This window comes from Paucilactobacillus vaccinostercus DSM 20634, from assembly GCF_001436295.1.
GTDB classification, from domain to species: domain Bacteria; phylum Bacillota; class Bacilli; order Lactobacillales; family Lactobacillaceae; genus Paucilactobacillus; species Paucilactobacillus vaccinostercus.
In genome coordinates this window covers 1-22522 of sequence record NZ_AYYY01000010.1, presented here as the reverse complement: position 1 = coordinate 22522, position 22522 = coordinate 1, and the positions used below count along the sequence as shown (strand labels likewise).

The window sequence follows — 22522 nt, the reverse complement described above, 5'->3', positions numbered from 1 at the left end:
TTAATTAAGCTTCTTCATGTGTGGTAACTGCGGCAGTCGTGTCCCAGTTCAACTTTTGACGGGCACTGCTCTTTTGTTGTGCCATTGCAGCACGCGCTGTGGCACTTTGCGCATCCGTATAATTCTTGGCAATATTGCTCCAGCTCAAGTTATTGTGCTTAGCAGCAGCGGAGTTCTTGAACGTCGAAATTTCAGCATTGGCTGTTTGAGCAGCCGCATAGTCTTTTACAAAAGTGTGCCAGCTAAGCGCACTCTTATGAGAAGCCTGCGCTGTGGCAACGCGGGCGTTCGCCGTTTGTGTTGATGTATAAGCACGTGCAAATTCTTTCCAACTAGCAGCACTATGCTTTGATTCAGCTGTCGCAACGCGAGCGTTCGCCGTCTGAGCATCGGCGTAGTTCTTGGCAACCTTGTGCCAGGTGATCCCATGGGCACTCGAAACATGTGCTGTTGCAACACGTGCATTGGCCATTTGAGCATCCGCGTAGTTCTTAGCAATGTTATGCCAAGTAAATTTCTTTGAAGCAGCGATTTGAGCATCCACACCCTTAGCCGTTTCGTTTTGGATCGAAGCAGCACACTGAGTGAACGAAGAGGCGTTTGCCGTCCCCGCTAAACCGAATAACCCAAAGCTAACAGCAGCCGTTGTTAATAATGCATTCTTTAAACTCTTCATTTCAATTCTCCCCTATGCCAATTAATCATTAATTTCTCTTTTGACTAACTCAAACTAGATTCAACATTCAGGCTCACTTGGAATGTTCATTTTCATGTTTCGATCACTTGTTTCCCAAAAAATCTTCAAGTCATCAGCCACAAACACTAGTCTTCATCAGTTTTTCTCAACGGTTTTATACTATAGCATCTTCTGTCATCCTTGTATACTAGTTATTTTTGCTCATTTAACTTCGTTCAGCTTGTATTTTGCCTAGAAGTCTTGTTATAGCAATATTTTTTAACAATAAAAGCGGATACTAACTGTCATTTATTATTTATTTCACAAAATCAAGATTTTTGTAGAAAACGCTTTCGAAATCATGTAACCGTTTTGCAAATGAAAGTCGGCAATGAAAGCTTATTAATCTCCGTTTTCATTGTTTCTTTCACGATGCAAAAATAGTTCGATAAGTAAGCGGTTTCGTATTTTAAGCCGCTATCTGTCTCATTAAACTGATATACAAGTTAATAAAAAAGAACCACGATTCAAATTGCAGTTCTGTCGTTATTCTATTCAGTAATATTGTAGCGTTCAATCTGCCAGCCCGCTGGCGTAAACACCATCGTCGTCACACTGCCATTCTCCGGCACCGCCAATTTAGCCACGTTTTGATCACCAAACTTAGCCACCATCGTTCGAATTAGCGTGCCATGGGTGACCAAGAGAATATTGTGCTCCTGTTGGTCCTCAAATAGCGCTAGACCATGCCGCAGTCGTTGCCATAGTTCCGTCGTATTTTCCGCCGCGTGGCGGGGATCAGCTTCCTTCATCCAGTCTCGGGCCGTTTCCGGACTCGTCGCCTGCAGGATCTCCGCCTTACTTGTAAATCCGTGGGGCTTTCCCACTTGCGCCCAAGTTGCTTGTCGGTCAAGGCCCTCAAAAGACCCAAAGTTTACTTCCCGAAAATCAGGATTAATCGTGACGTCAGCCTGCGCATTTGTATGACTTTGGTGGACAATCTCCTTCGCGGTCCGAATCGCACGCATCATGTCTGACGCATATACGGCCGCAAATGGTACATCGGCCAACCGTTTTCCTGCTCGAGTGGCGTCGGCGAATCCCTTATCAGTGAGCGGTGAATCCGCCCACCCCTGCATCTTTTGCATCCGATTAAAAATCGTTTCGCCGTGACGTACCAAGTACAACTTTGTCATGTTCAACCTCCACGTGTCATTTCGTTACCATTACTCGTCTCTATTCTACAATAGTTAACAAAAAATTAAATCCCTTAAATTAATCTAAATCTCGGTTTAAATTCCCACTTTTCATCGTAAACCGTGTTAAGCTAACCGCACAAATGGTTGTAGCACCACAATTAACACCCCTAAACTAGCTTTCTAAACAACAACTAATTTAATCAATTTTTCTCCGCAACTACATCAACTACAATCATTACCCCCCAAAAGCAGGCTATCACCCCAAGAGATAGCCTGCTTTTACTTGCGCCGTGATTGCTTGAGTTGGGGAATAAACCGGGCCGCAAAGTGGTGCTTGTCCCGATTTTTAAGGTAGAGATAGCCAAACACTGAAAAAATAACAGCCCCCACAAAGTTCACTGCTAAGTCCTTCATCGTGTCAATCAGACCAATGTCTAAATAGCCGTGCAGGGTTACCGTCCGGCCGTTATCTAAGAGCACCTTAGTCGTTTTAATGTGCTCTAAAATCACCGGGTTATTTTGTCCCGCAGGATTCAGCTTTACCGAGACAATTTTTTGAATCAGGGCATCCTTTTGCATGTCCATATTGAAAAAGATGTCCATGCCAAACTCAAAAAATTCCCACAGTACCCCAATCGTCATGGAAAAACAAAAGGCCACCATGGTCACGAACACCGGCGACATCTGAATGTAGAACCGATCTTCACGATTTAAGATATCGATCATCGAAAACCCAATCGCGGCCGCTAAAAATCCATTAAGCACGTGCAGGCTCATATCCCAATATCTGAACAACCCGTAAAAGTTATGAATTTCGCCTAAAATTTCGGCGGCAAAGATGAAGAGTAAGACCACCATTTCTAACGTCATTGGCAGTTGAATTTTGGTCGTCTTTTCAACCGTTTTCGGAATCATAAATAAGATGAGGGTCAGTAGACACATGAAGAGCCCCTCTAGGTTACCTAGAAAGAACTGCCGCACCATTGTTGCGACGACAATCACGGCCAGTATCATGTGCAGTCGCCAGTAGGGACTAATGCGCCATCTTTTCCGTCGTTTCATCTCGTCGCCTCCCACCATTCGTTTACCTTAATCATAGTCGAAAGCCCCCGCTATCCGTTAACGTTTCGGCTTCACGACGCAATAATTCACCCAAATTGTATGCCTTACAATGTAACGATTGTTGTCACCGGCAATTGCCGGTATACTAACCGCTAACAAGTAATCGTCAGACCAACCATTGAGCAGGTCGCTTTCCTGAAATACCTGCTTGATCGACCGTCTCGCGTATTACTTGTGCCCCCTGAAAGTGACCCCCACACCTTACATATCCGCTATCATCGGGAGTCACTTTCAATTAAAATCTGATATGGCCGCCTTCGTTGACGTACGAGGCGGCCTTTTGAGTTGTTCTGCCCCCGAAAAAAAGATCAACACTCGCCACCGTTTCAGTGGCTTGCATTGATCTCATTATCTTTACAACTGCTTATTCTTCAACACGCCGTTGCTCAAATTTTTTAATTGCATTGTCAAAGGTCTCGGTGGCTTCAATATCATCGATCCCCTTAACCAGCCGGTCCTTCCAAAAGGCATTAATCTCAAACTGGGCGGTCTGCCCCGCGAACGTTACCGTTTGTTGGGGTAAATCGATCGTAACCGGTTGATCGGCTGGGAGACTCGCCAACTGGTCACACTGCTCATCCGCTAGTTTAACGGGCAGTACCCCATTGTTAATGCAGTTCATATAGAAGATATCATTAAAATTCTTGGCGATTACGGCTTGAAATCCGTAGTCTCTCAAGGCCCACACCGCGTGTTCCCACGATGATCCGTAGCCAAAGTTATGTCCCGTAATCAAAATTTGTGCGCCTTCATGTTTAAAATCATTCAACACAAACTCGGGATTCAGACGACCATCCTCTAAATAGCGCCGATTGGAAAACAAGACATCCCCGTAGTTTTTTCTTGTCGTATCCTTAATCGCCTGTTTGGGTACCAACTGATCCGTATCGATGTTATCATCCATGACCGCGACAACCGTACTCGTAATCTGCCCAATCGGTTTCATTAGTCTGCCACCTTTCTAATGTCAACAAAGTGACCGTTGATTGCTGCATAGGCCACCATTGCGGGACTGGCTAAGTGGGTTCGGGCCCCGACCCCCTGACGACCTTCAAAATTTCGGTTCGTCGTTGAAGCACAGTGTACCCCAGCCGGAACTTGGTCGGGATTCATCCCCAAGCAAGCGGAGCAACCCGGTTCACGCCAGTCACATCCTGCATCCTTGAAAATTTGATCTAACCCCAGCTTTTCGGCCGCGTTCTTGACCGACCGTGATCCAGGTACCACTAGTGCGGTCACACCCGGTGCGATGTGGTGCCCCTTCAAAACATTCGCAGCGACTTTCAAGTCTGATAGACGCCCGTTCGTACATGAGCCGAAGAACGCAAATTCGATTGGAATTTGTTCGGCCGTCTGCCCCGGTTTCAATCCAATATAATTGTAAGCTTTTTTGTCATCATCATTTTGAATTTCAGGGAAGGGATGATCAACCGGAACAGCCATTCCCGGATTAGTTCCCCAAGACACAATTGGTGCCAAGGTGGTCACGTCAAAGTCAATGACCCGATCGAAGTCATCTTCGCTATCCGTGTATAGCGTCTGCCAATCCGCAATTGCGGCATCCATGTTCTTCGGTGCGTACTTACGGCCCCGAACATAGTCAAAGGTTGTTTGATCCGGCCGAATACTCCCGTACTTGGCCCCGCCTTCAATTGTCATGTTACAGATGCTCATCCGCTCTTCCATGCTGAGCGCTTCGATGGTATCGCCATAGTATTCAATTGCGTACCCGGTCCCAAAGGCCACCCCTTCACGAGCAATCAAGCCAAGAATAATGTCCTTGGCATAGACGCCGTGGGGCAACTTACCGTGAACGTGAACGCCCATCGTCTTGGGCTTAGTTTGCCAAATGGTTTGGGTCGCCAGCACGTGTTCTACTTCACTGGTCCCAATTCCAAATCCAATTGAACCAAAGGCCCCGTGGGTTGCCGTGTGCGAATCTCCGCAGACAATCGTCATACCGGGCTGGGTCAAGCCAAGTTCGGGCCCGATCACATGCACAATACCTTGCTCGTCACTCCCGACATCCGCAAACCGAATGCCAAATTCTTTCGTGTTGGCGCGTAATGTTTCAATCTGCTTACGTGAAATCGCATCCTTAACGTTGAAAATATCCTCCGTGGGGACGTTATGGTCCAACGTCGCAAACGTCCGCTCTGGGCTATGCACTTTTCGATGATTTTCGCGCAGTCCCTCGAACGCCTGGGGTGATGTCACTTCATGTAATAATTGTAAATCAATATATAGTAGTTGCGGTTCACCGTCATCGCCAGCAACAACGTGTCGTTGCCACAACTTATCGAACATTGTTTGAGTCACTTGACTTCCTCCTTCAATGGATCCACCTAAGCGAGATTAGTTTCCATTACTATCCGATATATTCTCTTACTGTCAGTATATCGGAGCACCGGTAAAAATCAAGACCCTTAATCATTTTTTCTAGAATGATTCTAAAAAAGATTATTATTTAATCATATTCATCAGTATCCCGATAAAATCGCATTGTATTCCGTAAGAATCCCTTTTCAAGGTCTCTTTTACAGGTTAGATTCCCCTGATAATTCTAATCTAGTAATTATTCATCATAATTGATGCCAATTCCCCAAAATCCATTGACAATCACTGGTTCGATTACTACCATTTGTAACAGTACTCAAGATACATAGTTTTTATTAAATTCAGTGAAACGGACGTGGTGAACAGATGGTCAAAAGATACGACAGCACAAAAATTAACGACTTAATTTACAACATTTATCAGGCATACGGCTTTTCCGACGCGCAAAGTCATCAAGTTGCCGACATGCTAGTCTACACCGACTTGCATGGGATTGAATCACACGGAGTCCAACGGTTGGTCATGTACGACCACTTTATTCAAAACGGGAAGATTCGGGTCAACAGTAAACCGAAAATCGTTAAGGAAACCGACGTCAGTGCCGTTGTCGACGCCCACTTCGGCCTCGGTCAATTGAATGGCATTTATAGCATGAACATTGCCATTCAAAAAGCACAAAAGCATGGCATTGGGATCGTCACAACCCGTAATTCTGGCCACTACGGCATTGCAGGCTACTACGCTAACATGGCCGCAGAATTAGGCTTAATGGGGATGTCATCATGTAACTCCCGCCCCGCGATGCTACCAACCCACGCTACCAAGGCGCTAGTCGGCACCAACCCCATTTCATTTGCCATGCCTGCCAAACCACACACCTTTATTTTTGATGCCGCTACCACCACGGTGCCACAAGGCAAAATTGAGGTCTACCGTAAACTGGAAAAAGACCTGCCAGCCCTGTGGGTCGCCAAAAACGGGGAAGAGCCCGTTTACGACCACACCGATGATACCGACTTTGACCTGCTTCGAGATCCCGATGCTAACGTCGGGTTGGCGCCGTTAGGCGGTGTCACCGAAGATACCGGATCCCATAAGGGCTTTGGGTTGGGAGTCATCGTTGAAGTCTTCACCTCAATCCTATCGTTAGGCAATGTCTCAAACGAAATCACCCCTGAGGATCTCTCCGTCGGGCCGTGCCAAAGTTTCGTGGCCATTGATCCCGCTATTTTTGGTGACAAGGACGCGATCATCGACAAGTTCTCGCGGTATCTGCAAGATATTCGCTCATTACCCGCCGTCCCCGGCAAAACGATCTACGTCGCCGGTGATAAGGAAGCCCTCGCCTACGAAGAAAATCGGCAACTCGGCATTCAGATTGACGACCGCACCCTCGAAGAAGTTGAATCAATTGCCAGTCGCCTGAACGTTGACTATGCGCCCTACATTTAATATCAATTATGAAGTTACCAAAAGAGGCTGGGGAAAAACTCCCAGCCTCTTCCTGTCTCCGAACTCTAATAGCCGAAATCGGGGAAAAAAGGCTGACTTCTCCGCTTAGCTACGAAAACCAAACGATTCAAAATATGAATCATTCGGTTTTCTAGGCTATGCTCGAAGTCAGACCGCCTTTTTTTCCACTCTTATTCAGATACGCTTATTTAGCAGTACCATACTTTGCTTGGATGTCTTGGGCCTGTTGTAAGACCTTATCCATCTGACCATTCTTTTGCATCTTAGTAATTGTCTTGTTGACCTGCTTCATCAACTTCTTATCGCCTTTCCGGCCGGCCGCACTCAAGTGTTGATCAGCTTTTGGCGTCTTCAGTTGCAATTTGGCCTTCGCATACTTATCAGGGTAGTTCTTGACGTAGTTATCGGCGATTTCACTTTCAACCACGACCCCATCTAGCTTACCGGCTTGTAATTCGGTCGTCAAACTCGTAACCAACCCTTCAGTAACCACGTTTCCGCTCGTTTGGGCCTTAGCAATATCTTCTTGCGTTGATGCCTGTTGGGCCCCAATTTGAGCGTCCTTGGTATCCGCCTTGGTGTTGAACTTGTTAGCATCGGCCTTCCGAACTAGCAGGTAGTTGTTCACCGTGTAATAGCTCTTTGAAAATGCCACTTGTTTTTCACGGGCCGGTGTATCGGTCATTCCTGACAAAATCAAATCAATTTTGTCACCCTTCAAATCCGAAATCAACGATGAAAATTCAGTGTTTTCAATTTTAAGCTTCACACCCATATCCTTAGCAATTTGTTTAGCAATCAGAATATCGTACCCAGTAATTTGCTTCTTACCATTCTTGACAATTGGAAATTCAAACGGGGCATAATCGGCCGATGTCCCAACAACTAACGTCCCTTTATCCTTAACCTTTTGTAAACTAGTGTCCTGATCCTTGCTACCACATCCAGCTAGGCCCACTGACAGCACCATCACCAGTCCCATTGCGACCAACCAACTTTTTTTAATCCATTTTTTCATACCATTGCCTCCCTAGCAGTCATCCACCTATTTCGCATATTTATTCAATTCGCCAATTAATGGCTATTAGCCTTGTTGCTGCTACATCAGCGATTAATAAATCATTTGCAAAATATTGTATGTATAAAGTTGCTTTTTATGTTGAAGCTATCATAATCCCATTTATGAATAAAATCAAGATATTTTTTGAATTTATTGCATAATTATTCTTAAAAGTCGTTAAAGTGCCGTTTTCCATTCAAAAACCAAGCCTCAGCCGCATAGAAAAACGCCCCTTTAAGTTAGTAGGCTAACTTAAAAGGACGTTCGATTTAATTTGCTTATAAGTCAATTAGGTGTAGTTGCAGGGCTTTAGCAACCGCCTCCGCCCGGGAGAAGACGCCCAATTTATTGTAGATACTCGTCAAATGTGCCTTAACCGTGCGCTCACTGACCCCAATTGTTTCAGCAATTTCTTTACTATGAAAGCCTTGAGCAACCTGGCGGAGCACATCGTATTCACGGGGCGTTAACACGATCTCGTTGGTCGTGGCGCTGGTTGTAAAGGCCTTTCCCGCAATGCTTGGTTCTAGATACGTCTCCCCCTTCATCGCTCCCCGAATCGTCTTCAGAATCGTTGCTTGATCCGCATCCTTCAACAAAAAGCCGCGCGCACCGAGTTGCATCGCCTGTTGAATGGGGCGCTGATCGTCAAACGTTGTCAGCACAACGACTGGTAGGTTGGGAGTGGTCTGGTGGAGCTGCTTAATTAGTTCAATGCCATCCATCTCGGGCATCCGAATATCCGTTAAAACGAGGTCCGGTTGCAACTTGGTAATCTGTGCCAACCCCGTCACCCCATTGTCAGCCGTCCCAAGTACCTCAATATCATCCATCGTTTCAAACATCAATTCCAGTCCGGCACGAATGATCTGATGATCGTCCACAATGACTAGCTTAATCATGCTAACTCCTTTCTGGTCGTCGGCAACGTCATGGTCACCGTCGTTCCCTCGTCTTCCGCACTAATCACGGTTAACACACCGCCTAGGCGATCAGCACGTTCCTGCAAGCCTTGCAGGCCAAAATGCCCCGCCTTCTTATACTTCGCAAAGTTCTTCATATCAAATCCCCGACCAAAATCGATCACCTTGAGTTTGAAAATCTGGTCGTGACAGTCACCCTGAATTAGTGCTTGATCTGTTTGTGCATGCTTAGCAACGTTCGCCAATGCTTCGGTCACAATTCGCGTAATTTCGGTCAGCTGCCCCGGCGAATAATCCGGCACCTGATTCAGATGCACATCAACTTTCAAATGGTAATTTTTGTCCACCGCCTGAGAAACTAATTGCAGTCGCGCCGGCAGGCTTTCTTCCGTCGTCGCCCGTAAATCCGTCAGAGTGGTTCGCGACTCGTGCAAGGTGTGTCGCGCATCTTGAATCGTGTTGGCGACAATCTCCTCGGCCCGTGCTGGATCACCCTTTAATAAGAAACTATCCGTTGCTTCCAGTTGCATCACGATGCCGGCTAGCCCCTGCGTCAAGGTATCATGAAGTTCCCGAGCTACCCGCTGGCGTTCCGCCCGTACCGCTGATTCTTCAACTTGCGAATAAGCCAGTTGCAATTCGCTATATAAATCCTCCAGCTGCTGGGTCTTCTTGACTTGGTCACGGTAAAAGCTCCAATAATACATCACAATTGCCATCAAGAACGCAAACGCCTGAATCACTACCAACCCTTGTAGCCAACCAACGTACAACGCATATACGCCCAGCAATATCGCGTAAATGAACGTAATCGGCCAAAAAATTAGTCGGGAATGTTGTCGATTATCATCGTAAATAATGATTGATTCGATCATAAAAACGGGATAGGTTCCGGCCAAAATAACGGGCGCCCCTCTGTTAAACAACACGGTATAAATGCTGACTAGGATCATCGGAATCCCAATCACCAACCACGGATGCCAGCGATAAATACGGGGGCTAAACCAGATACTGGCAATAATACTGAACACTGATGTGAGCACCACCATCGGATCTAAAAAGCCATGGTGGCGTGCTTGGTCATTGATCAGGGTGACATGAACTAACCCCGTCCCCTTAATCGTCGTCATCACAAAAATGGCGGTAAATCCAATCATGACCATCCAAATGATGAGGGGAATCCGGGCCGTCGTTAATGTCTGTAAAATCCGCTGATTATTACGCTTCATAGTTGTACTCCTATAACTTATTGATAGAATCATACATCAAAAACTCGTGAGGATGGGGGCTCTCACGAGTTTTTTAATGAATTCTAATCTGCGGCTAATGCGTCGATTGGATTGAGTTTGGCTGCGCGGCGGGCCGGTAGGAAAGCGGCCAGCAACGCGATCACAACGGCAATCACGAAGGTTGTCACAACGTTGGTCAACGAAATTTGAACAAACGCGTAATTATCAACCGACGATAATAGTTGATTGGTTACCGCCTGCCCGATAAAGGCAATCGCCGTGGCTAAGATCGCACTCGCCACCCCGATAATCAGGGATTCACTGATAAACAGGCGCCGAATATCCCGTTTACTTTGTCCAAGTGCTCGTAAAATCCCAATTTCCTTGGTCCGCGAACTGACTGACATATACATCGTCACAATAATCATCAAGGCTGAAACGACGAGTGAAATGGAGGCAATCGCTGCCAATACATCGGTGGCCAACTTCACGTAGGTCTGGATCGTACTGATCATCGATTGAACGGATGTTGCACTGTAAACCCGCTTTTGGCTAGTCTTCAACTGATTGATCTTCTTCGTTACCGCCTTCACGTTGTCGAGATGATCGATCTTAACAGCCAGGCTAGAGGCCGTCGTATCCACGTTGGCGTTCTTCATCGCGGTCGCTAACGTGGCTCCACCAACGTAATTATCGCTCACCATCCCCGCGCTATTGCTGGTGGCTGAAATACCAGAAACTTTGGCCTTAAAGGTTACCGTTACCATCTTGTTATCCTTGTTCAGGGTCTTGTATGACAGCTTAATCGTCTTGCCAATCAAGCTCTTCCAGTGCTTGCTAGAAATCTTTTTAGCCACACTGTCACGGTCAATCACCACTTCACCTTTGCCAGGCTTGCTCCCGTACTTAACGGTATTGCTGGTGTCGCTGGCCGTCCAGTTCGTCAGTGACGAGATGGTGGCTGAGTGACCATTATACTTCGTTGCTACGCTGCTAGCGGTATAAACTTTGTCCACTTGTTTAACGTGGGCCACCTGTTCTAGACGTTTAATCTGTTTATTTGAAAATGAAGTTTTCGTACTTGCCGTCCCACTCGTCGCCGTAGTGGCGCCCGTTTGTTGGGCCGCGGCCGCCTGTTGCTGGCTTCCCTGCGATTTCTTCTGGTAACGACTCACCGTGATGACCTGGGGATTTACCATGTCATTAACCTGCTTATTGATATAACCACTGATCCCATTACCCAGTCCAGAAAACAAGATCACCGCAAACAGGCCAATCGATGTCCCTAAAACAATCAGAAAATTACGCCAAAAATTAAACTTAAAGTGTTTAAAAGCCGTTTTGTAGGCGACACTGGCCGGCAGTAACCGTGATTCTAATCGTTCAACATTGGCCACTTCATACGGATCGCGCAAATGCTCGTCATGGTCAATCTTTCCGTTTTCCATGTGGACGATTCGCGTGCCGGCATCGGCCACCGACTGTGAATGGGTGACGGTGATGACTAACCGACCCTCTTCCGCAATCTCGTTTAAGAGTTGCAACACTTCTTCGGTGTTTTGCGCGTCTAACGCGCCCGTCGGTTCGTCCGCAATCACGATCTTGGGATCACTGGCGAGTGCCCGGGCAATTGCCACCCGTTGTTTTTGGCCGCCCGAAAGCTGACTAGGATACTTGTGCGCCTGTTCGCCTAAGCCAACCCGCTTAAGAAGATCCAGCGCCCGCTTTTCGCGTTGTTCCTTATTCAAGGTGGTCATATCAAGAGAAATCAAAACGTTATCGATCACTCTTAGGTGACTAATGAGGTTATAAGCCTGATAAATGTATCCCACCGTGTCTCGGCGGTACGTATCAAGGGCTTTTTCGTTCTTGTGATCCAGTTTATGCCCATCAACACTAACACTGCCTTGGAATTCCCGATCCAGACCGCCAATAATGTTCATCAACGTCGACTTACCACCGCCGGATTCCCCAAGGATTGACACAAACTCGCCTAAATTAAAGTCGAGATCAATGCCCTTGAGAACCGGAAATTCTTCCTTGCCTAAATAATATGATTTATGAATATCGCGTAGTTCTAAGTAACTCATGCTTTCTCCCTCCGAACCGGGACTTACTCGTAACGGCCCAAACATTAACTACTAATTCCGTGCCCGACGATTAGTAGTTAATGTTCAAGGCGTTAGCGCGTGTCCCAATCTGATGGCACTAGCATACCTGTCATTGCCACGCCCCACATCGACCATTCGTACATCAAATTACTGCCCGTTTGGGCAATTTAGCCCCTTGATTAAGCGATAGCACAAAAAAGGTGCGTCAGCCCTCTAATTTAATAGAAGACTGACGCACCTTTAATCTAGTTTTTAACGAACCCGGCCCTTAGGATTAATGCCTAAGGTAATGCGGCCCACTCGACTAATCATCGATAACTGCCATACCGGTTCCCAAACAATTTTGGTAGTCACTTGACGAATGCCATCAATCTTGGCAAGCGACTCGCGAATCGCCTTCGGAACATCCTCGCTACATGCGCAACCCATTTCTGAAAACGTCATCGTAACCTCACAGTCACCGGCCTCGTCAATATCAATCCCGTAAATGAAGCCTAAATTATAGACATCAAGCCCCAGATCGGGCTCAAAAATATGTTCAAGCTGCTCGACAATCTGCTCATCGAAATCGGCAACCCGGTCGTTAACCGCGATACTTTCACGCATGTTACTCAATCCTTCCGTCTCTAAAAATGAATTATGTATTAGAATGCTATTTTGAAATCCTCGACGATTACCAAGCACGATCATCCGGTCCCGCACCAGCATTCATTAAACTGAAACTATTGATATAAGTATTACCGATCTTCAGGCTTCCAGAAATCAGTAATGGCACCCTTAGCAGAACTAGATACCAAGTGCGCATACTTACCAAGTACCCCACGAGAATACAGTGGTGGAATGGTCGTTTCTGCTTTCCGCTTAGCTAATTCTTCATCAGAGACCTTCATCGTTAATTCCTTCATATCAAGATCGATCACCACTGTATCGCCAGTATGTAGATAAGCAATATTCCCACCATCTTGAGCTTCAGGTGCGATATGACCAATAACCAATCCATGAGAACCACCGGAGAAACGACCGTCAGTCATCAAAGCAACAGTTTCGCCTTGTCCTTTACCAACTAACATACCGGAAAGTGATAGCATTTCAGGCATTCCTGGGCCACCCTTTGGTCCTTGGTAACGAACAACGAGCACATCGCCATCAACGACTTCGTCAGCCAAGACCGCATCAACGGCTGCTTCTTCGGTATCAAAGACTTTAGCAGGTCCTTCATGATGACGAACTTTAACGCCAGAAACCTTGATGACGGCGCCTTCGTCTGCCAGATTACCATGCAAAATGATCAATGGACCATCTTCACGTTTAGGATGTTCAAGTGGCATAATGATCTTTTGACCTTCTGCTAAATCTGGTGCTTCGGCGAGGTTTTCAGCTACTGTTTTACCAGTCACTGTCATGCATTCGCCGTGGATGTAACCATTTTGCCAGAGATACTTCATAACGGCTGAGACACCACCAACGTTGGACAAGTCTTTGAACACGTACTTGCCACTAGGCTTCAAGTCAGCTAAATGTGGTACCTTTGCTTGGAACGTGTTGAAATCATCGATGGTCATTTCAACGTTAGCTGCATGGGCAATTGCCAATAAATGCAAAACTGAGTTGGTTGATCCACCGAGTGCCATGATCACCGTCAGGGCGTTTTCAAAGGCTTCACGTGTCAAGATATCCTTAGGGTAAATGCCCTTTTCCAGCAAGTTCAAAACTGCTTCGCCGGCTTTTTCAACATCTTCGCGTTTTTCTTTGGAATCGCCAGGATGTGAGGCTGAACCAGGTAAGCTCATCCCCATGGCTTCAATTGCGGAGGCCATCGTGTTGGCAGTATACATCCCACCACAGGCGCCAGGTCCAGGACATGCATTACGTTCAATGGCCGTCACTTCTTCTTCCGGAATGTCGCCGTTGTTCCATTGACCAACCGCTTCAAAGACGGACACTAAGTCGATATCCTTACCATCTAATGTTCCGGGTGAAATTGTGCCCCCATACACGAAGATTGCAGGAATATCAGCGTTAGCCATCGCAATTAAGCTACCAGGCATGTTCTTGTCACAGCCACCAATTGCCACAAAGGCGTCACAGTTATGACCGCCAACCGCTGCTTCCATCGAATCAGCGATGATATCACGTGATGGTAATGAATACCGCATCCCCTGGGTTCCCATTGAGATCCCGTCAGACACCGTGATCGTCCCGAATTGTACTGGCCAGCCACCCGCTGTTTTGACACCTTCCTTGGCCTTACCACCAAGTTCACCAAGATGCATGTTACAAGGGGTGTTTTCAGCCCAAGTACTGATGACACCAACGATTGGTTTCTTGAAATCATCGTCTTGCATCCCAGTCGCGCGCATCATCGCACGGTTAGGGGCTTTGACAATGCCATCGTAAACATGACTTTTAATTCTAAGATCTTTTTTATCAGTCACTTCGAAATGCTCCTTTCAAATAATAAATTAAATTAGCCCTTTTCTCATGCTAATTTAATAATATTCTAACATAAATCCGTCATATTTTAACATTAATTTTAAGTTATATGGAAGATTAAGGCGTTGTTATCCAACAACTGGGCCCCCTTGGTCGTCAACTTAACCAGCCTATTCATCATGGTTACGACTAACCGTTCAATTAAGCTTAACCACGCTCACCTAATTTTAATTTCAGGCAGCTTCCTCATTTAATTAATCGGCCTGTCTCCACGCAACGCTTAATGTTAAAATAAACCTACTATTAACTGACGAGGTGCTGTAAAAATGGACTACCCAATTCTCCTGTTTGATATCGATAACACCCTCCTAGATACCCACGCCAACGAAAAAAATGCCTTGATTAAGCTTTGTGCCCAGCGCCAATTTCCACTCACTGCGGCAGGCATTGATTACTATCACGCCCTCAACGAACGACTTTGGAACCAGTTTGAGCGCCAAGAAATTACGCGGCAGACTTTGCTCGATCACCGATTTCAGCTCTTCTTCGCCCACTTCGGGGTTGCGGTTGATGGTCCGGCTACCCAAGACCAGTTTGGAACCTTCTTTCACCGTGAATTTCAACTCGTTCCCCATGCGGAGGTGTTGCTAAAACAACTCGCAGCTCATCACCAGCTCTGTATCATTTCTAACGGTACCAAGGCTAAACAAACCGCTCAGATGCATGGTGCCAACCTTGATCACTACTTCGAGCACGTCTTTTTGTCCGAAGATCTGGGGTACCGTAAACCAGATCCCCGCTTCTTCGATGACATTCGCCAGACCCTACCAAATGCAACGGACCGGCAGATGCTCGTCATCGGAGATTCACTCACCGCGGATATTGCGGGCGCCAACCAGTCCCATTTGGACAGTGTTTGGTTCAACCCTACCCGATTGCCAAATCAAACAGCGTACGTGCCAACTTATGAAATCCAAGACCTCCTCGAAATCACAACTTTGCTTCAGTAAAACCCACAACAGGGATCACAACCGCATCATTGCGGTGTGATCCCTGTTTAATATTGTATGGATTACAATTTAAAGATTGTATGCTTTTGGAAACCATTCTATACTAATTGCCATTGAAAGGAGGCGTTAATTAATCAACGGGCCTGCTTGCTGCTTCAACGCCAACAAATCGTGTTTGAGTGTAACCAGTGACGATCCGGACGCAAGCGAAATACGCAAATAGTTTGGCTGACTAGTCGCATCCCCGACGATAAAGCGATCAGAATGAAACACGCGAATATGATTGGCCAACATTTCCGCCTCAAACTGTTGCCCATTAACCCGTTGGCGAAGTGGTAGCCAACGGAAAAACGTATACGGATTATGGGGAACTGGTTGCTGGTCGAAGACCTGATCAAACACTAGGTTAGCCTGCAACGCAAGCTGCTTTTTCATTTCGATTAGCCGGTACGCTACCCCGGATAAGATACTATTCGTAATCACCTCAACATCGAGCGACGAGGTTTTAACAGTGATGTTAAACAATGCCCGCAAAATTTGTTCCTTATAGGCGGGCGCAAATAGCATGTACGCCACCCGCAAACCCGATGAAATTGATTTTGACAGACTACATACATAGATACTATGTGCCGGTGTGAGTGCGCTCACCGGTGCATCCTGCTGGTCGCTTCCCAGATACGTAAACCCGAGATAGTCATCCTCAATTAAAATCAGTTCGTACCGGTTAATTAACTGCGCAATTTTTTGACGACGAGCGGCCGTCATATAAGTAGTGGTCGGATTAGCGCCGTTCGGCATCAGGTAAATTCCCTTAATGCCCTGTAACTTGCAAGCGGCAAGTAACGCCTGATCACTCATTCCCTGCTCATCCCCAGCGATGGGTACCAACCGAAGATGGTGCAGAATTGCCAACTCAATAAAATTAGCATATGTAAATTCATCTACTGCGATTCGATCTCCTGGCTCAAACATTGCCAGTACCGCAACCGCCAGCGCGTTTTGACCACCGGACGCAATCGCCAGATTTTCCACGCTGCCCGTCATCTTCATCCGTTTCAAAAATGACAGCCCCGCGAGCTTTTGCTTCAAACTTCCCGTTTGCTCATCATAGTTCAATAGTTGTGAAATATCCGTCGTCTTAACGGTTTGCTCGACCACCTTGGCGACCAAATCATTACACAATTCGAACGATGAATTAAACCCCAGCTCGATCATTTCCTTCGAGCTTGGCTGACTCGCAATGGTAATCGGCAGCGTCGCGTTGGACGCCACAAACGTCCCCTTACCCACAATCCCATAAGTCAGTCCCTTATGTTCGCTAATCTTATAAACTCGCGTAATGGTGGTGAAGTTCACATCCAAGAAATCGGCTAGCTCACGTTGCGGGGGGAGCTTGGTTCCCGGTGGCAGGCTGCCATCCGCAATGTCTTGTTCTAGCTGCTGTGACAGCGACTGATAAATCGGTCGTTTGAGTTGGCGACGGTCTGGCTTCCAGGTCAGTACGTAATCGTTAAACGAATTAATCGGCATCTCATTACCCCCTTCTATTTAAATTATCAACCATTCTATCATACTTATTCCATTAACCAAGGAGGAAAATTACATGACACCACACCAAGTTCGATGGCGAGCCTTTAAAGCTGCCGTTCCATACACGCTTCCTATTTTAGCTGGATTTGCATTTCTTGGGCTTACCTATGGGATCTATATGCACCAATCCGGATTCAATTTTATCTACCCCATGCTCATGAGCCTCACTATTTTTGCTGGGTCCGCCGAGTTCATCGTTGCCAATCTGCTTTTACAAGCTTTCAATCCCGTCGGCGTCTTTTTCATTACACTCATTATCAATTCACGACATCTGTTCTATGGCCTGTCGATGCTCGATCGCTATCGCCATACCGGCTGGAAAAAGCCTTATCTCATCTTTGGAATGTGTGACGAATCGTTTTCAATCAACTATACCGCAACCATTCCTGATGGTGTCGATCGTGGTTGGTTCATGTTTTTTGTGACCGCGCTCAATCAATCTTATTGGGTCGGTGGTGCAACCCTTGGCGGCCTATTTGGGAGCACGATTCCCACCCACATCAAGGGCCTCGGCTTTGTCATGACCGCCTTGTTTATCGTTTTGTGTATCAATCAATTACGCCATGAAAGTAATCACCTAAGTTCTAAGGCTGGTGCCATCCTTGCGATTGTTATGCTTCTGATCGTAGGTCAAACCTACTTCATTCCCGCCACTATGATCTTAGTCATTCTCGTCTTTACAATCGTTTACCGTCAAAAGGAGCTTACTGATGACCATCATTGAACAAATCATCACCGTTAGTATGGCGGTGTTAGCAACCGTTCTTACTCGCTTTTTACCCTTCCTAATTTTCCCCGGCAATCGCCAAACGCCCCGCTTTATTCAGCAACTTGGTACCTTCTTACCAGGCGCCATTATGGCAATGCTCGTCGTATACTGCTATAAAGATCTTAACTTTGGTACCCCATCAGGTTACGTTCCAGCCATCATTGCGGGCCTCGTTACTGCTGGATTACATCTTTGGAAAAATAACATGTTTCTTTCAATCGCCGTCGGAACTGTTTTGTACATGGCACTAGTAAACTAAGAGGCTGGGAAAAACTCCCAGCCTCTTCCCGTCTCCGAACTTTAATAGCCGAAATCGGGGAAAAAAGGCACTAGCTATGCGTCGATGTCGATTGTACTAAGCCGAGATTCGGCAAGTACAAGTCGCTGGCTTCTCCGCTTAGCTACGAAAGTCAAACGATTCAAAGCACGAATCATTCGGCTTTCTAGGCTGCCACTGCAACTTATCGCTTTAGCGATTTTAGTTGCGTGGACAACGGAGTATGCTCGAAGTCAAAACGCCTTTTTGCCCACTCTGTTTCTTTGTCTATTTCGTTTTTATTGCCCGATCTTTCAGTAACTGCGTCATCGTCTCGTCAATCGTGGTGTAACTTACCCAGTCGAAAATTCCTATCTACGCTTCATCAACCAAATACTCCGGATGGCACTTTCCCGAACGAGCATCCTTGATTTTTTGATCCAGCACTTTTTCGGTATTCTCGAGTTCTGCAATTTGATCATGCAGTCGTTGCTTTGTCTGTTGAAGGCGGTTCAAGTATTCATCCAGCGTCAAGTGGCCGTCAAAAACCTCCTCGATTTCTTTCAGCGTCAATCCTGCACAGCGGTAACAACGAATCATTTCTAATCGCTCCAATGCGTCATGATCAAAATCACGAACACCATTTCCATCCCGTTTAACATTTAGAAGCCCCTTCTTTTCGTAAAAACGAATCGAATAGGCGTTTACGTGGGATACCTTTTCTGCATCTTTAATTTTCATTTATTGTGCCTCCGTAATCATACTTCGACTTAGTCTAAGGTTTCGGTTATGACTTGTCAACTTTCATCGTTTGACAGGCAGTTGGTGATCCTCAAGAGCCGCCTCAATTTTACGACTAATTTGCGCCACCGCGTCTGGGGCACTGTACGTCGCCAGCTTGTAATCAATTTCTTGGAGACTAACCTCAATCTGATGTTGCTTAGCAACTACTTTTCGACGATGCGCGGTGAGCAATTCTCGCCGTTGTTCAATGGTGGCCGTGCCCGCCATCACGTAGTCGATATATTGCCGGATATCCGTAATTTTCATGCCGGTATTTTTTAGACAACAAATTGTGTGAATTAATCGGAGATCACCCTCGGTAAAGGCACGATAGCCCGCTGCGTTACGTTGCACAAAGGGGAGTAGCCCTTGCTGGTCGTAAAACCGCAACGTGTAGATCGATAATCCCGTCTTTTGTGCGACTTCCTTAATTGAATAGGTCATTTAGGTATCCCTTCTTAATTTATGCTTGCCCTAGAGTATACTCGAGGGTTTAGATTAAAGCTACTAACTTAATCAATTAATTGGAGGAATTCAAATGAATCAACATGTTTTAGTCACCGGTGGGAACGGCTTTTTAGGGTCCCAACTCATTGCAGCCCTACTTACTCGGGGATCCTCAGTCACAACTACTCTCCGTCATCTTGACCGTCAGGCAGCGTTACTGACCACATTAACGACTCACCACGTTCCGCATCTCGATCGGTTGACCTTCGTCCAAGCAGATCTCGCCCGTGATGACGGTTGGGCCGAAGCTATGCAAGGCATCGACTACGTATTGAGCGTTGCTTCACCCCTCTTCAGCACGGATCGCCCGTTTGAGCAGGTTGCCGATGATGCTCGCAATGGTACTTTGCGGATCTTACGGGCTGCCGAAGGAACCACCGTGAAGCGCATCGTCATGACTGCCAATTTTGGGGCGGTCGGCTTTAGTCATCATGACCCACAGACCCTCACCACAGAGCAGGATTGGACGGATCCCAATGAACCCGGATTATCTCCATACGAAAAATCAAAGCTCCTTGCCGAACAGGCCGCATGGGCATACGTCGACCAACATCACCCCAGCTTTGAATTCAACACGGTCAACCCCGTCGCTATTCTGGGGAATTCTCTTGACGATCATGTATCGGGAAGTTTCACCCTCATTAAACAATTAATTGACGGGAACAGTAAATTTTCTGTCAATCTGCCACTCAACGTCGTCAACGTGGCGGACGTCATTGATCTTCACCTCCGGGCACTATTCACCCCCCACGTCACGCACGAACGGTTCATCGCCACCGAAGACGGCCAAATTTCCATGAAAGAAATTGTAGCCCTGATCGCAGCCCATCGGCCGGCATTGGCTGCTAGCCTCCCCACTCGTTTTCTCCCAACATGGTTGATTAAGTGTCTCACACCGGTTAGTTCACAGGCAAAAGAGGGACTACTCATGCTCAAAGTGAATCGCAATGTCAGCAATCAACACGCTCGTGAGCTATTAAACTGGACTCCGCTCAGTAATAACGAAGCGACCATCTTACAAACCGTCGACACGCTCGTGAATCGACATTTAATTTAACCGAACTTCAACTTGCATTACTTCCCGATTCTGCTAAAATAACATCAACGATCTGATAGCGAGTTTTTATAAATTCGTCATGTTACTAGCGGGGCTACTGCTAGGCGAGAACGCCTAGTTTGTAGTCCCTTTTTTGATTCTATTACGAAGGAGCCCTGTACCTTGAACAAGTCACAATCCCAATTATCATTTACCGTTGCCCTCATTTTAATTGCCACCAACTTACGAATGGCTATTATTAGCATTCCCCCGCTTACCAGCATTCTGGAACAAGGGCTTCATATGAGTCAGCCCCAGATCGGCATGCTGACCTCAATTCCGCTGATCTGCTTCGGGATCTTTTCCGTGATCATTGGTGCCCTCGCTCAAAAATGGAACGTCAAAGTGCTCATCGCAAGTTTTCTCGCCCTCCTGATGGTTTTCAACTTCTTGCGGGTCTACAATCAAACTCTGCTATATATTGGCACCTTTGCCGTGGGGCTTTCGATCACCGCCCTTAACGTTTTGATTCCGGTTATCGTGCTTCAGAGTGGTCGCACCGATACGAACCGGCTCAACGGCATTTATACCGCGACCTTCAACGTTTGTGCGGCCGTTGTCAGTCTGATCATCGTACCACTTGCCCACCTCATCAGCTGGCAAATCGCCATTCAGCTATTATCATTACCAGCCCTAATTGCACTCATCGGCTGGACAATGACACCCCAAAATCATCAACCAGCACCAGCTCACACGGCACAACCTCTATGGCACCGCTACGGGCACTTCATCACGACACGGCAGGTATGGTTTTTGACCTTCTTTTTTGGATTTCAGTCCCTCATTTTCTACGTCACTTCCGCATGGTTACCCAGTATCATGACCAGTCACGGCATGTCTAGCACACTGGCGGGGATCTTCTTTGGTATTTTCCAATTCATCGGCGTACCCGCATCCTACTTTGCACCTCAGCTAATGAGCTCTCGCGAACAACTTCACCGGATGTTTTGGCTCATCGGGATCGGCTACCTACTGGGATTTGCACTCTTAGCACTCAATACCGGTCGAATCACCGATCTGCTCGCCTGCCTGTCACTCGGCATTACGAGCTCGGCCAGCTTTGCGATGGCTCTGACCCTCATCACCATGGTCTCCCCCACCCCACAAGACGCCGGTGTGATCGGTGGCATCGTTCAATCCTGTGGTTATCTGATTGCCAGCAGTGGCCCGCTACTGGCCGGTATTATGATTAAATCGCTAGGAAACTGGCTTTTGATTCTTGGTGTTCTTGGGGTGATTGCCATTCTGCTTCTCACGATGGGCCTGTCACTTGTGCGTAATGTCGATGCTTCGTTTGGTAAGCATTAACGTTTACACATTATCCCGGTTGATGCTATGATCGGCTTATCCCCAAAAAGGAGGTGCCGTGCATGGCAGATTTTGATCAACAAAAACAACAGCTCTCGCAACTTCAATATGATGTTACCCAGCACGCAGCCACGGAAAGGCCATTCAGCGGTCAGTACGATCAATTTGATGAACCCGGCATTTACGTCGACGTGGTCAGCGGTGAACCTTTGTTTTCATCGACGGACAAATACGACGCCGGATGCGGCTGGCCATCCTTTACCAAGCCGATTACACCACTAACACCCCACTCCGATCATCAGCTCATAATGCCGCGTACCGAGGTTCGGAGTCCCCAAGCAAACTCCCACCTGGGTCACGTCTTCGATGATGGCCCCGTTGCTGCCGGCGGGTTGCGCTACTGCATCAACTCGGCAGCACTCCGGTTCATCCCCCGTGACCAGCTTGACTCAGCCGGTTACTCGGCCTACCGTACTTTATTCGATGACTAATTTTATCAAAGTGGCTGGGAAAAAACTATTAACCAGTCATTGAAATAAAAGAACCTTTGGATTTTTTTCCAAAGGCCCTTTTTCTATGTACATAGGAAGTAAATTCCTGTTATTATATTAGCGACCAAACCAAATAATAAAGGAGATTA

General features: G+C 46.8%; 21 protein-coding genes. 7 read left to right on the top strand and 14 right to left on the bottom strand.

Annotated features, from left to right (window positions below):
* Positions 1-4 precede the first annotated feature (4 nt).
* From FC26_RS02955 to leuC, 5 genes are all read right to left on the bottom strand, one after another.
* Positions 5-676 (bottom strand): hypothetical protein, encoded by a 672-nt coding sequence (locus FC26_RS02955; protein WP_057777725.1) that lies wholly within the window; start codon positions 674-676, stop codon positions 5-7.
* A 551-nt stretch (positions 677-1227) separates the two neighbouring features.
* A complete protein-coding gene (locus FC26_RS02950) occupies positions 1228-1872 on the bottom strand; it encodes a histidine phosphatase family protein (protein WP_057777724.1) in 645 nt (214 codons plus the stop codon).
* Between the two features lie 282 nt (positions 1873-2154).
* Positions 2155-2937 carry a DUF2238 domain-containing protein gene (locus tag FC26_RS02945; protein ID WP_057777723.1) on the bottom strand — a complete coding sequence of 261 codons (783 nt, stop codon included), beginning with the start codon at positions 2935-2937 and terminating at the stop codon, positions 2155-2157.
* Between the two features lie 424 nt (positions 2938-3361).
* A complete protein-coding gene (gene leuD, locus FC26_RS02940; RefSeq protein WP_057777722.1) occupies positions 3362-3943 on the bottom strand; it encodes a 3-isopropylmalate dehydratase small subunit in 582 nt (193 codons plus the stop codon).
* Positions 3943-5316: a 3-isopropylmalate dehydratase large subunit gene (gene leuC / locus FC26_RS02935; RefSeq protein WP_057777721.1), complete on the bottom strand. Its 1374-nt coding sequence runs from the start codon at positions 5314-5316 to the stop codon at positions 3943-3945. The genes leuD and leuC overlap by 1 nt, the downstream gene beginning before the upstream one ends.
* 384 nt (positions 5317-5700) lie before the next feature.
* Here leuC and FC26_RS02930 point away from each other — a divergent pair, with 384 nt between their 5' ends.
* Entirely contained in the window at positions 5701-6786 is a 1086-nt protein-coding gene (locus FC26_RS02930; protein ID WP_057777720.1) for an Ldh family oxidoreductase, read from the top strand.
* Positions 6787-6991: 205 nt separating this feature from the next.
* Here FC26_RS02930 and FC26_RS02925 read toward each other — a convergent pair whose 3' ends face one another.
* The 6 genes from FC26_RS02925 to ilvD form a co-directional block, all read right to left on the bottom strand.
* Positions 6992-7825 carry a transporter substrate-binding domain-containing protein gene (locus FC26_RS02925; RefSeq protein ID WP_057777719.1) on the bottom strand — a complete coding sequence of 278 codons (834 nt, stop codon included), beginning with the start codon at positions 7823-7825 and terminating at the stop codon, positions 6992-6994.
* Between the two features lie 320 nt (positions 7826-8145).
* Positions 8146-8769, bottom strand: a complete 624-nt coding sequence (locus tag FC26_RS02920; RefSeq protein ID WP_057777718.1) for a response regulator transcription factor — start codon at positions 8767-8769, stop codon at positions 8146-8148.
* Positions 8766-10019, bottom strand: a complete 1254-nt coding sequence (locus FC26_RS02915; RefSeq protein ID WP_057777717.1) for a sensor histidine kinase — start codon at positions 10017-10019, stop codon at positions 8766-8768. The genes FC26_RS02920 and FC26_RS02915 overlap by 4 nt, the downstream gene beginning before the upstream one ends.
* A gap of 83 nt (positions 10020-10102) precedes the next feature.
* Positions 10103-12109, bottom strand: coding sequence for an ABC transporter ATP-binding protein/permease (locus FC26_RS02910; RefSeq protein WP_057777716.1), 2007 nt, complete (start codon positions 12107-12109; stop codon positions 10103-10105).
* 273 nt (positions 12110-12382) lie between these two features.
* The gene (locus tag FC26_RS02905; protein ID WP_057777715.1) at positions 12383-12736 is read right to left on the bottom strand and encodes a metal-sulfur cluster assembly factor; all 354 of its coding nucleotides are present in this window, start codon (positions 12734-12736) and stop codon (positions 12383-12385) included.
* 131 nt (positions 12737-12867) lie between these two features.
* The gene (ilvD, locus tag FC26_RS02900; RefSeq protein ID WP_057777714.1) at positions 12868-14565 is read right to left on the bottom strand and encodes a dihydroxy-acid dehydratase; all 1698 of its coding nucleotides are present in this window, start codon (positions 14563-14565) and stop codon (positions 12868-12870) included.
* A gap of 324 nt (positions 14566-14889) precedes the next feature.
* Here ilvD and FC26_RS02895 point away from each other — a divergent pair, with 324 nt between their 5' ends.
* The gene (locus tag FC26_RS02895) at positions 14890-15573 is read left to right on the top strand and encodes a YjjG family noncanonical pyrimidine nucleotidase (protein WP_057777713.1); all 684 of its coding nucleotides are present in this window, start codon (positions 14890-14892) and stop codon (positions 15571-15573) included.
* Between the two features lie 126 nt (positions 15574-15699).
* On the opposite strand, the gene FC26_RS02890 is transcribed toward FC26_RS02895, so the two are convergent.
* Entirely contained in the window at positions 15700-17103 is a 1404-nt protein-coding gene (locus FC26_RS02890) for an aminotransferase-like domain-containing protein (protein WP_057777712.1), read from the bottom strand.
* Positions 17104-17176: 73 nt separating this feature from the next.
* On the opposite strand from FC26_RS02890, the gene FC26_RS02885 reads away from it, so the two are divergent.
* Positions 17177-17887, top strand: a complete 711-nt coding sequence (locus FC26_RS02885) for an AzlC family ABC transporter permease (protein WP_057777711.1) — start codon at positions 17177-17179, stop codon at positions 17885-17887.
* Positions 17874-18191, top strand: a complete 318-nt coding sequence (locus FC26_RS02880) for a branched-chain amino acid transporter permease (RefSeq protein WP_057777710.1) — start codon at positions 17874-17876, stop codon at positions 18189-18191. The genes FC26_RS02885 and FC26_RS02880 overlap by 14 nt, the downstream gene beginning before the upstream one ends.
* Before the next feature lie 372 nt (positions 18192-18563).
* On the opposite strand, the gene FC26_RS02875 is transcribed toward FC26_RS02880, so the two are convergent.
* A complete protein-coding gene (locus FC26_RS02875; RefSeq protein WP_057777709.1) occupies positions 18564-18929 on the bottom strand; it encodes a MerR family transcriptional regulator in 366 nt (121 codons plus the stop codon).
* Between the two features lie 63 nt (positions 18930-18992).
* Positions 18993-19415 carry a MerR family transcriptional regulator gene (locus FC26_RS02870; RefSeq protein ID WP_057777708.1) on the bottom strand — a complete coding sequence of 141 codons (423 nt, stop codon included), beginning with the start codon at positions 19413-19415 and terminating at the stop codon, positions 18993-18995.
* Positions 19416-19509: 94 nt separating this feature from the next.
* On the opposite strand from FC26_RS02870, the gene FC26_RS02865 reads away from it, so the two are divergent.
* The 3 genes from FC26_RS02865 (at position 19510) to msrB (ending at position 22373) form a co-directional block, all read left to right on the top strand.
* Positions 19510-20535 carry an NAD-dependent epimerase/dehydratase family protein gene (locus tag FC26_RS02865; RefSeq protein ID WP_057777707.1) on the top strand — a complete coding sequence of 342 codons (1026 nt, stop codon included), beginning with the start codon at positions 19510-19512 and terminating at the stop codon, positions 20533-20535.
* A gap of 162 nt (positions 20536-20697) precedes the next feature.
* Complete coding sequence (locus FC26_RS02860; RefSeq protein ID WP_057777706.1) at positions 20698-21882, top strand: MFS transporter; 1185 nt, start codon at positions 20698-20700, stop codon at positions 21880-21882.
* 62 nt (positions 21883-21944) lie between these two features.
* Positions 21945-22373, top strand: a complete 429-nt coding sequence (gene msrB, locus FC26_RS02855; RefSeq protein ID WP_057777705.1) for a peptide-methionine (R)-S-oxide reductase MsrB — start codon at positions 21945-21947, stop codon at positions 22371-22373.
* Positions 22374-22522: the final 149 nt, after the last annotated feature.

Coding starts and splice junctions, on each gene's coding strand:
- FC26_RS02930 (WP_057777720.1), top strand. CDS start 5,701: ATGGTCAAAAGATACGACAGCACAAAAATTAACGACTTAATTTACAAC.
- FC26_RS02950 (WP_057777724.1), bottom strand. CDS start 1,872: ATGACAAAGTTGTACTTGGTACGTCACGGCGAAACGATTTTTAATCGG.
- FC26_RS02870 (WP_057777708.1), bottom strand. CDS start 19,415: ATGACCTATTCAATTAAGGAAGTCGCACAAAAGACGGGATTATCGATC.
- FC26_RS02885 (WP_057777711.1), top strand. CDS start 17,177: ATGACACCACACCAAGTTCGATGGCGAGCCTTTAAAGCTGCCGTTCCA.
- FC26_RS02880 (WP_057777710.1), top strand. CDS start 17,874: ATGACCATCATTGAACAAATCATCACCGTTAGTATGGCGGTGTTAGCA.
- leuD (WP_057777722.1), bottom strand. CDS start 3,943: ATGAAACCGATTGGGCAGATTACGAGTACGGTTGTCGCGGTCATGGAT.
- FC26_RS02910 (WP_057777716.1), bottom strand. CDS start 12,109: ATGAGTTACTTAGAACTACGCGATATTCATAAATCATATTATTTAGGC.
- FC26_RS02890 (WP_057777712.1), bottom strand. CDS start 17,103: ATGCCGATTAATTCGTTTAACGATTACGTACTGACCTGGAAGCCAGAC.
- FC26_RS02905 (WP_057777715.1), bottom strand. CDS start 12,736: ATGCGTGAAAGTATCGCGGTTAACGACCGGGTTGCCGATTTCGATGAG.
- FC26_RS02955 (WP_057777725.1), bottom strand. CDS start 676: ATGAAGAGTTTAAAGAATGCATTATTAACAACGGCTGCTGTTAGCTTT.
- FC26_RS02925 (WP_057777719.1), bottom strand. CDS start 7,825: ATGAAAAAATGGATTAAAAAAAGTTGGTTGGTCGCAATGGGACTGGTG.
- FC26_RS02895 (WP_057777713.1), top strand. CDS start 14,890: ATGGACTACCCAATTCTCCTGTTTGATATCGATAACACCCTCCTAGAT.
- FC26_RS02915 (WP_057777717.1), bottom strand. CDS start 10,019: ATGAAGCGTAATAATCAGCGGATTTTACAGACATTAACGACGGCCCGG.
- FC26_RS02920 (WP_057777718.1), bottom strand. CDS start 8,769: ATGATTAAGCTAGTCATTGTGGACGATCATCAGATCATTCGTGCCGGA.
- FC26_RS02865 (WP_057777707.1), top strand. CDS start 19,510: ATGAATCAACATGTTTTAGTCACCGGTGGGAACGGCTTTTTAGGGTCC.
- FC26_RS02945 (WP_057777723.1), bottom strand. CDS start 2,937: ATGAAACGACGGAAAAGATGGCGCATTAGTCCCTACTGGCGACTGCAC.
- FC26_RS02875 (WP_057777709.1), bottom strand. CDS start 18,929: ATGAAAATTAAAGATGCAGAAAAGGTATCCCACGTAAACGCCTATTCG.
- msrB (WP_057777705.1), top strand. CDS start 21,945: ATGGCAGATTTTGATCAACAAAAACAACAGCTCTCGCAACTTCAATAT.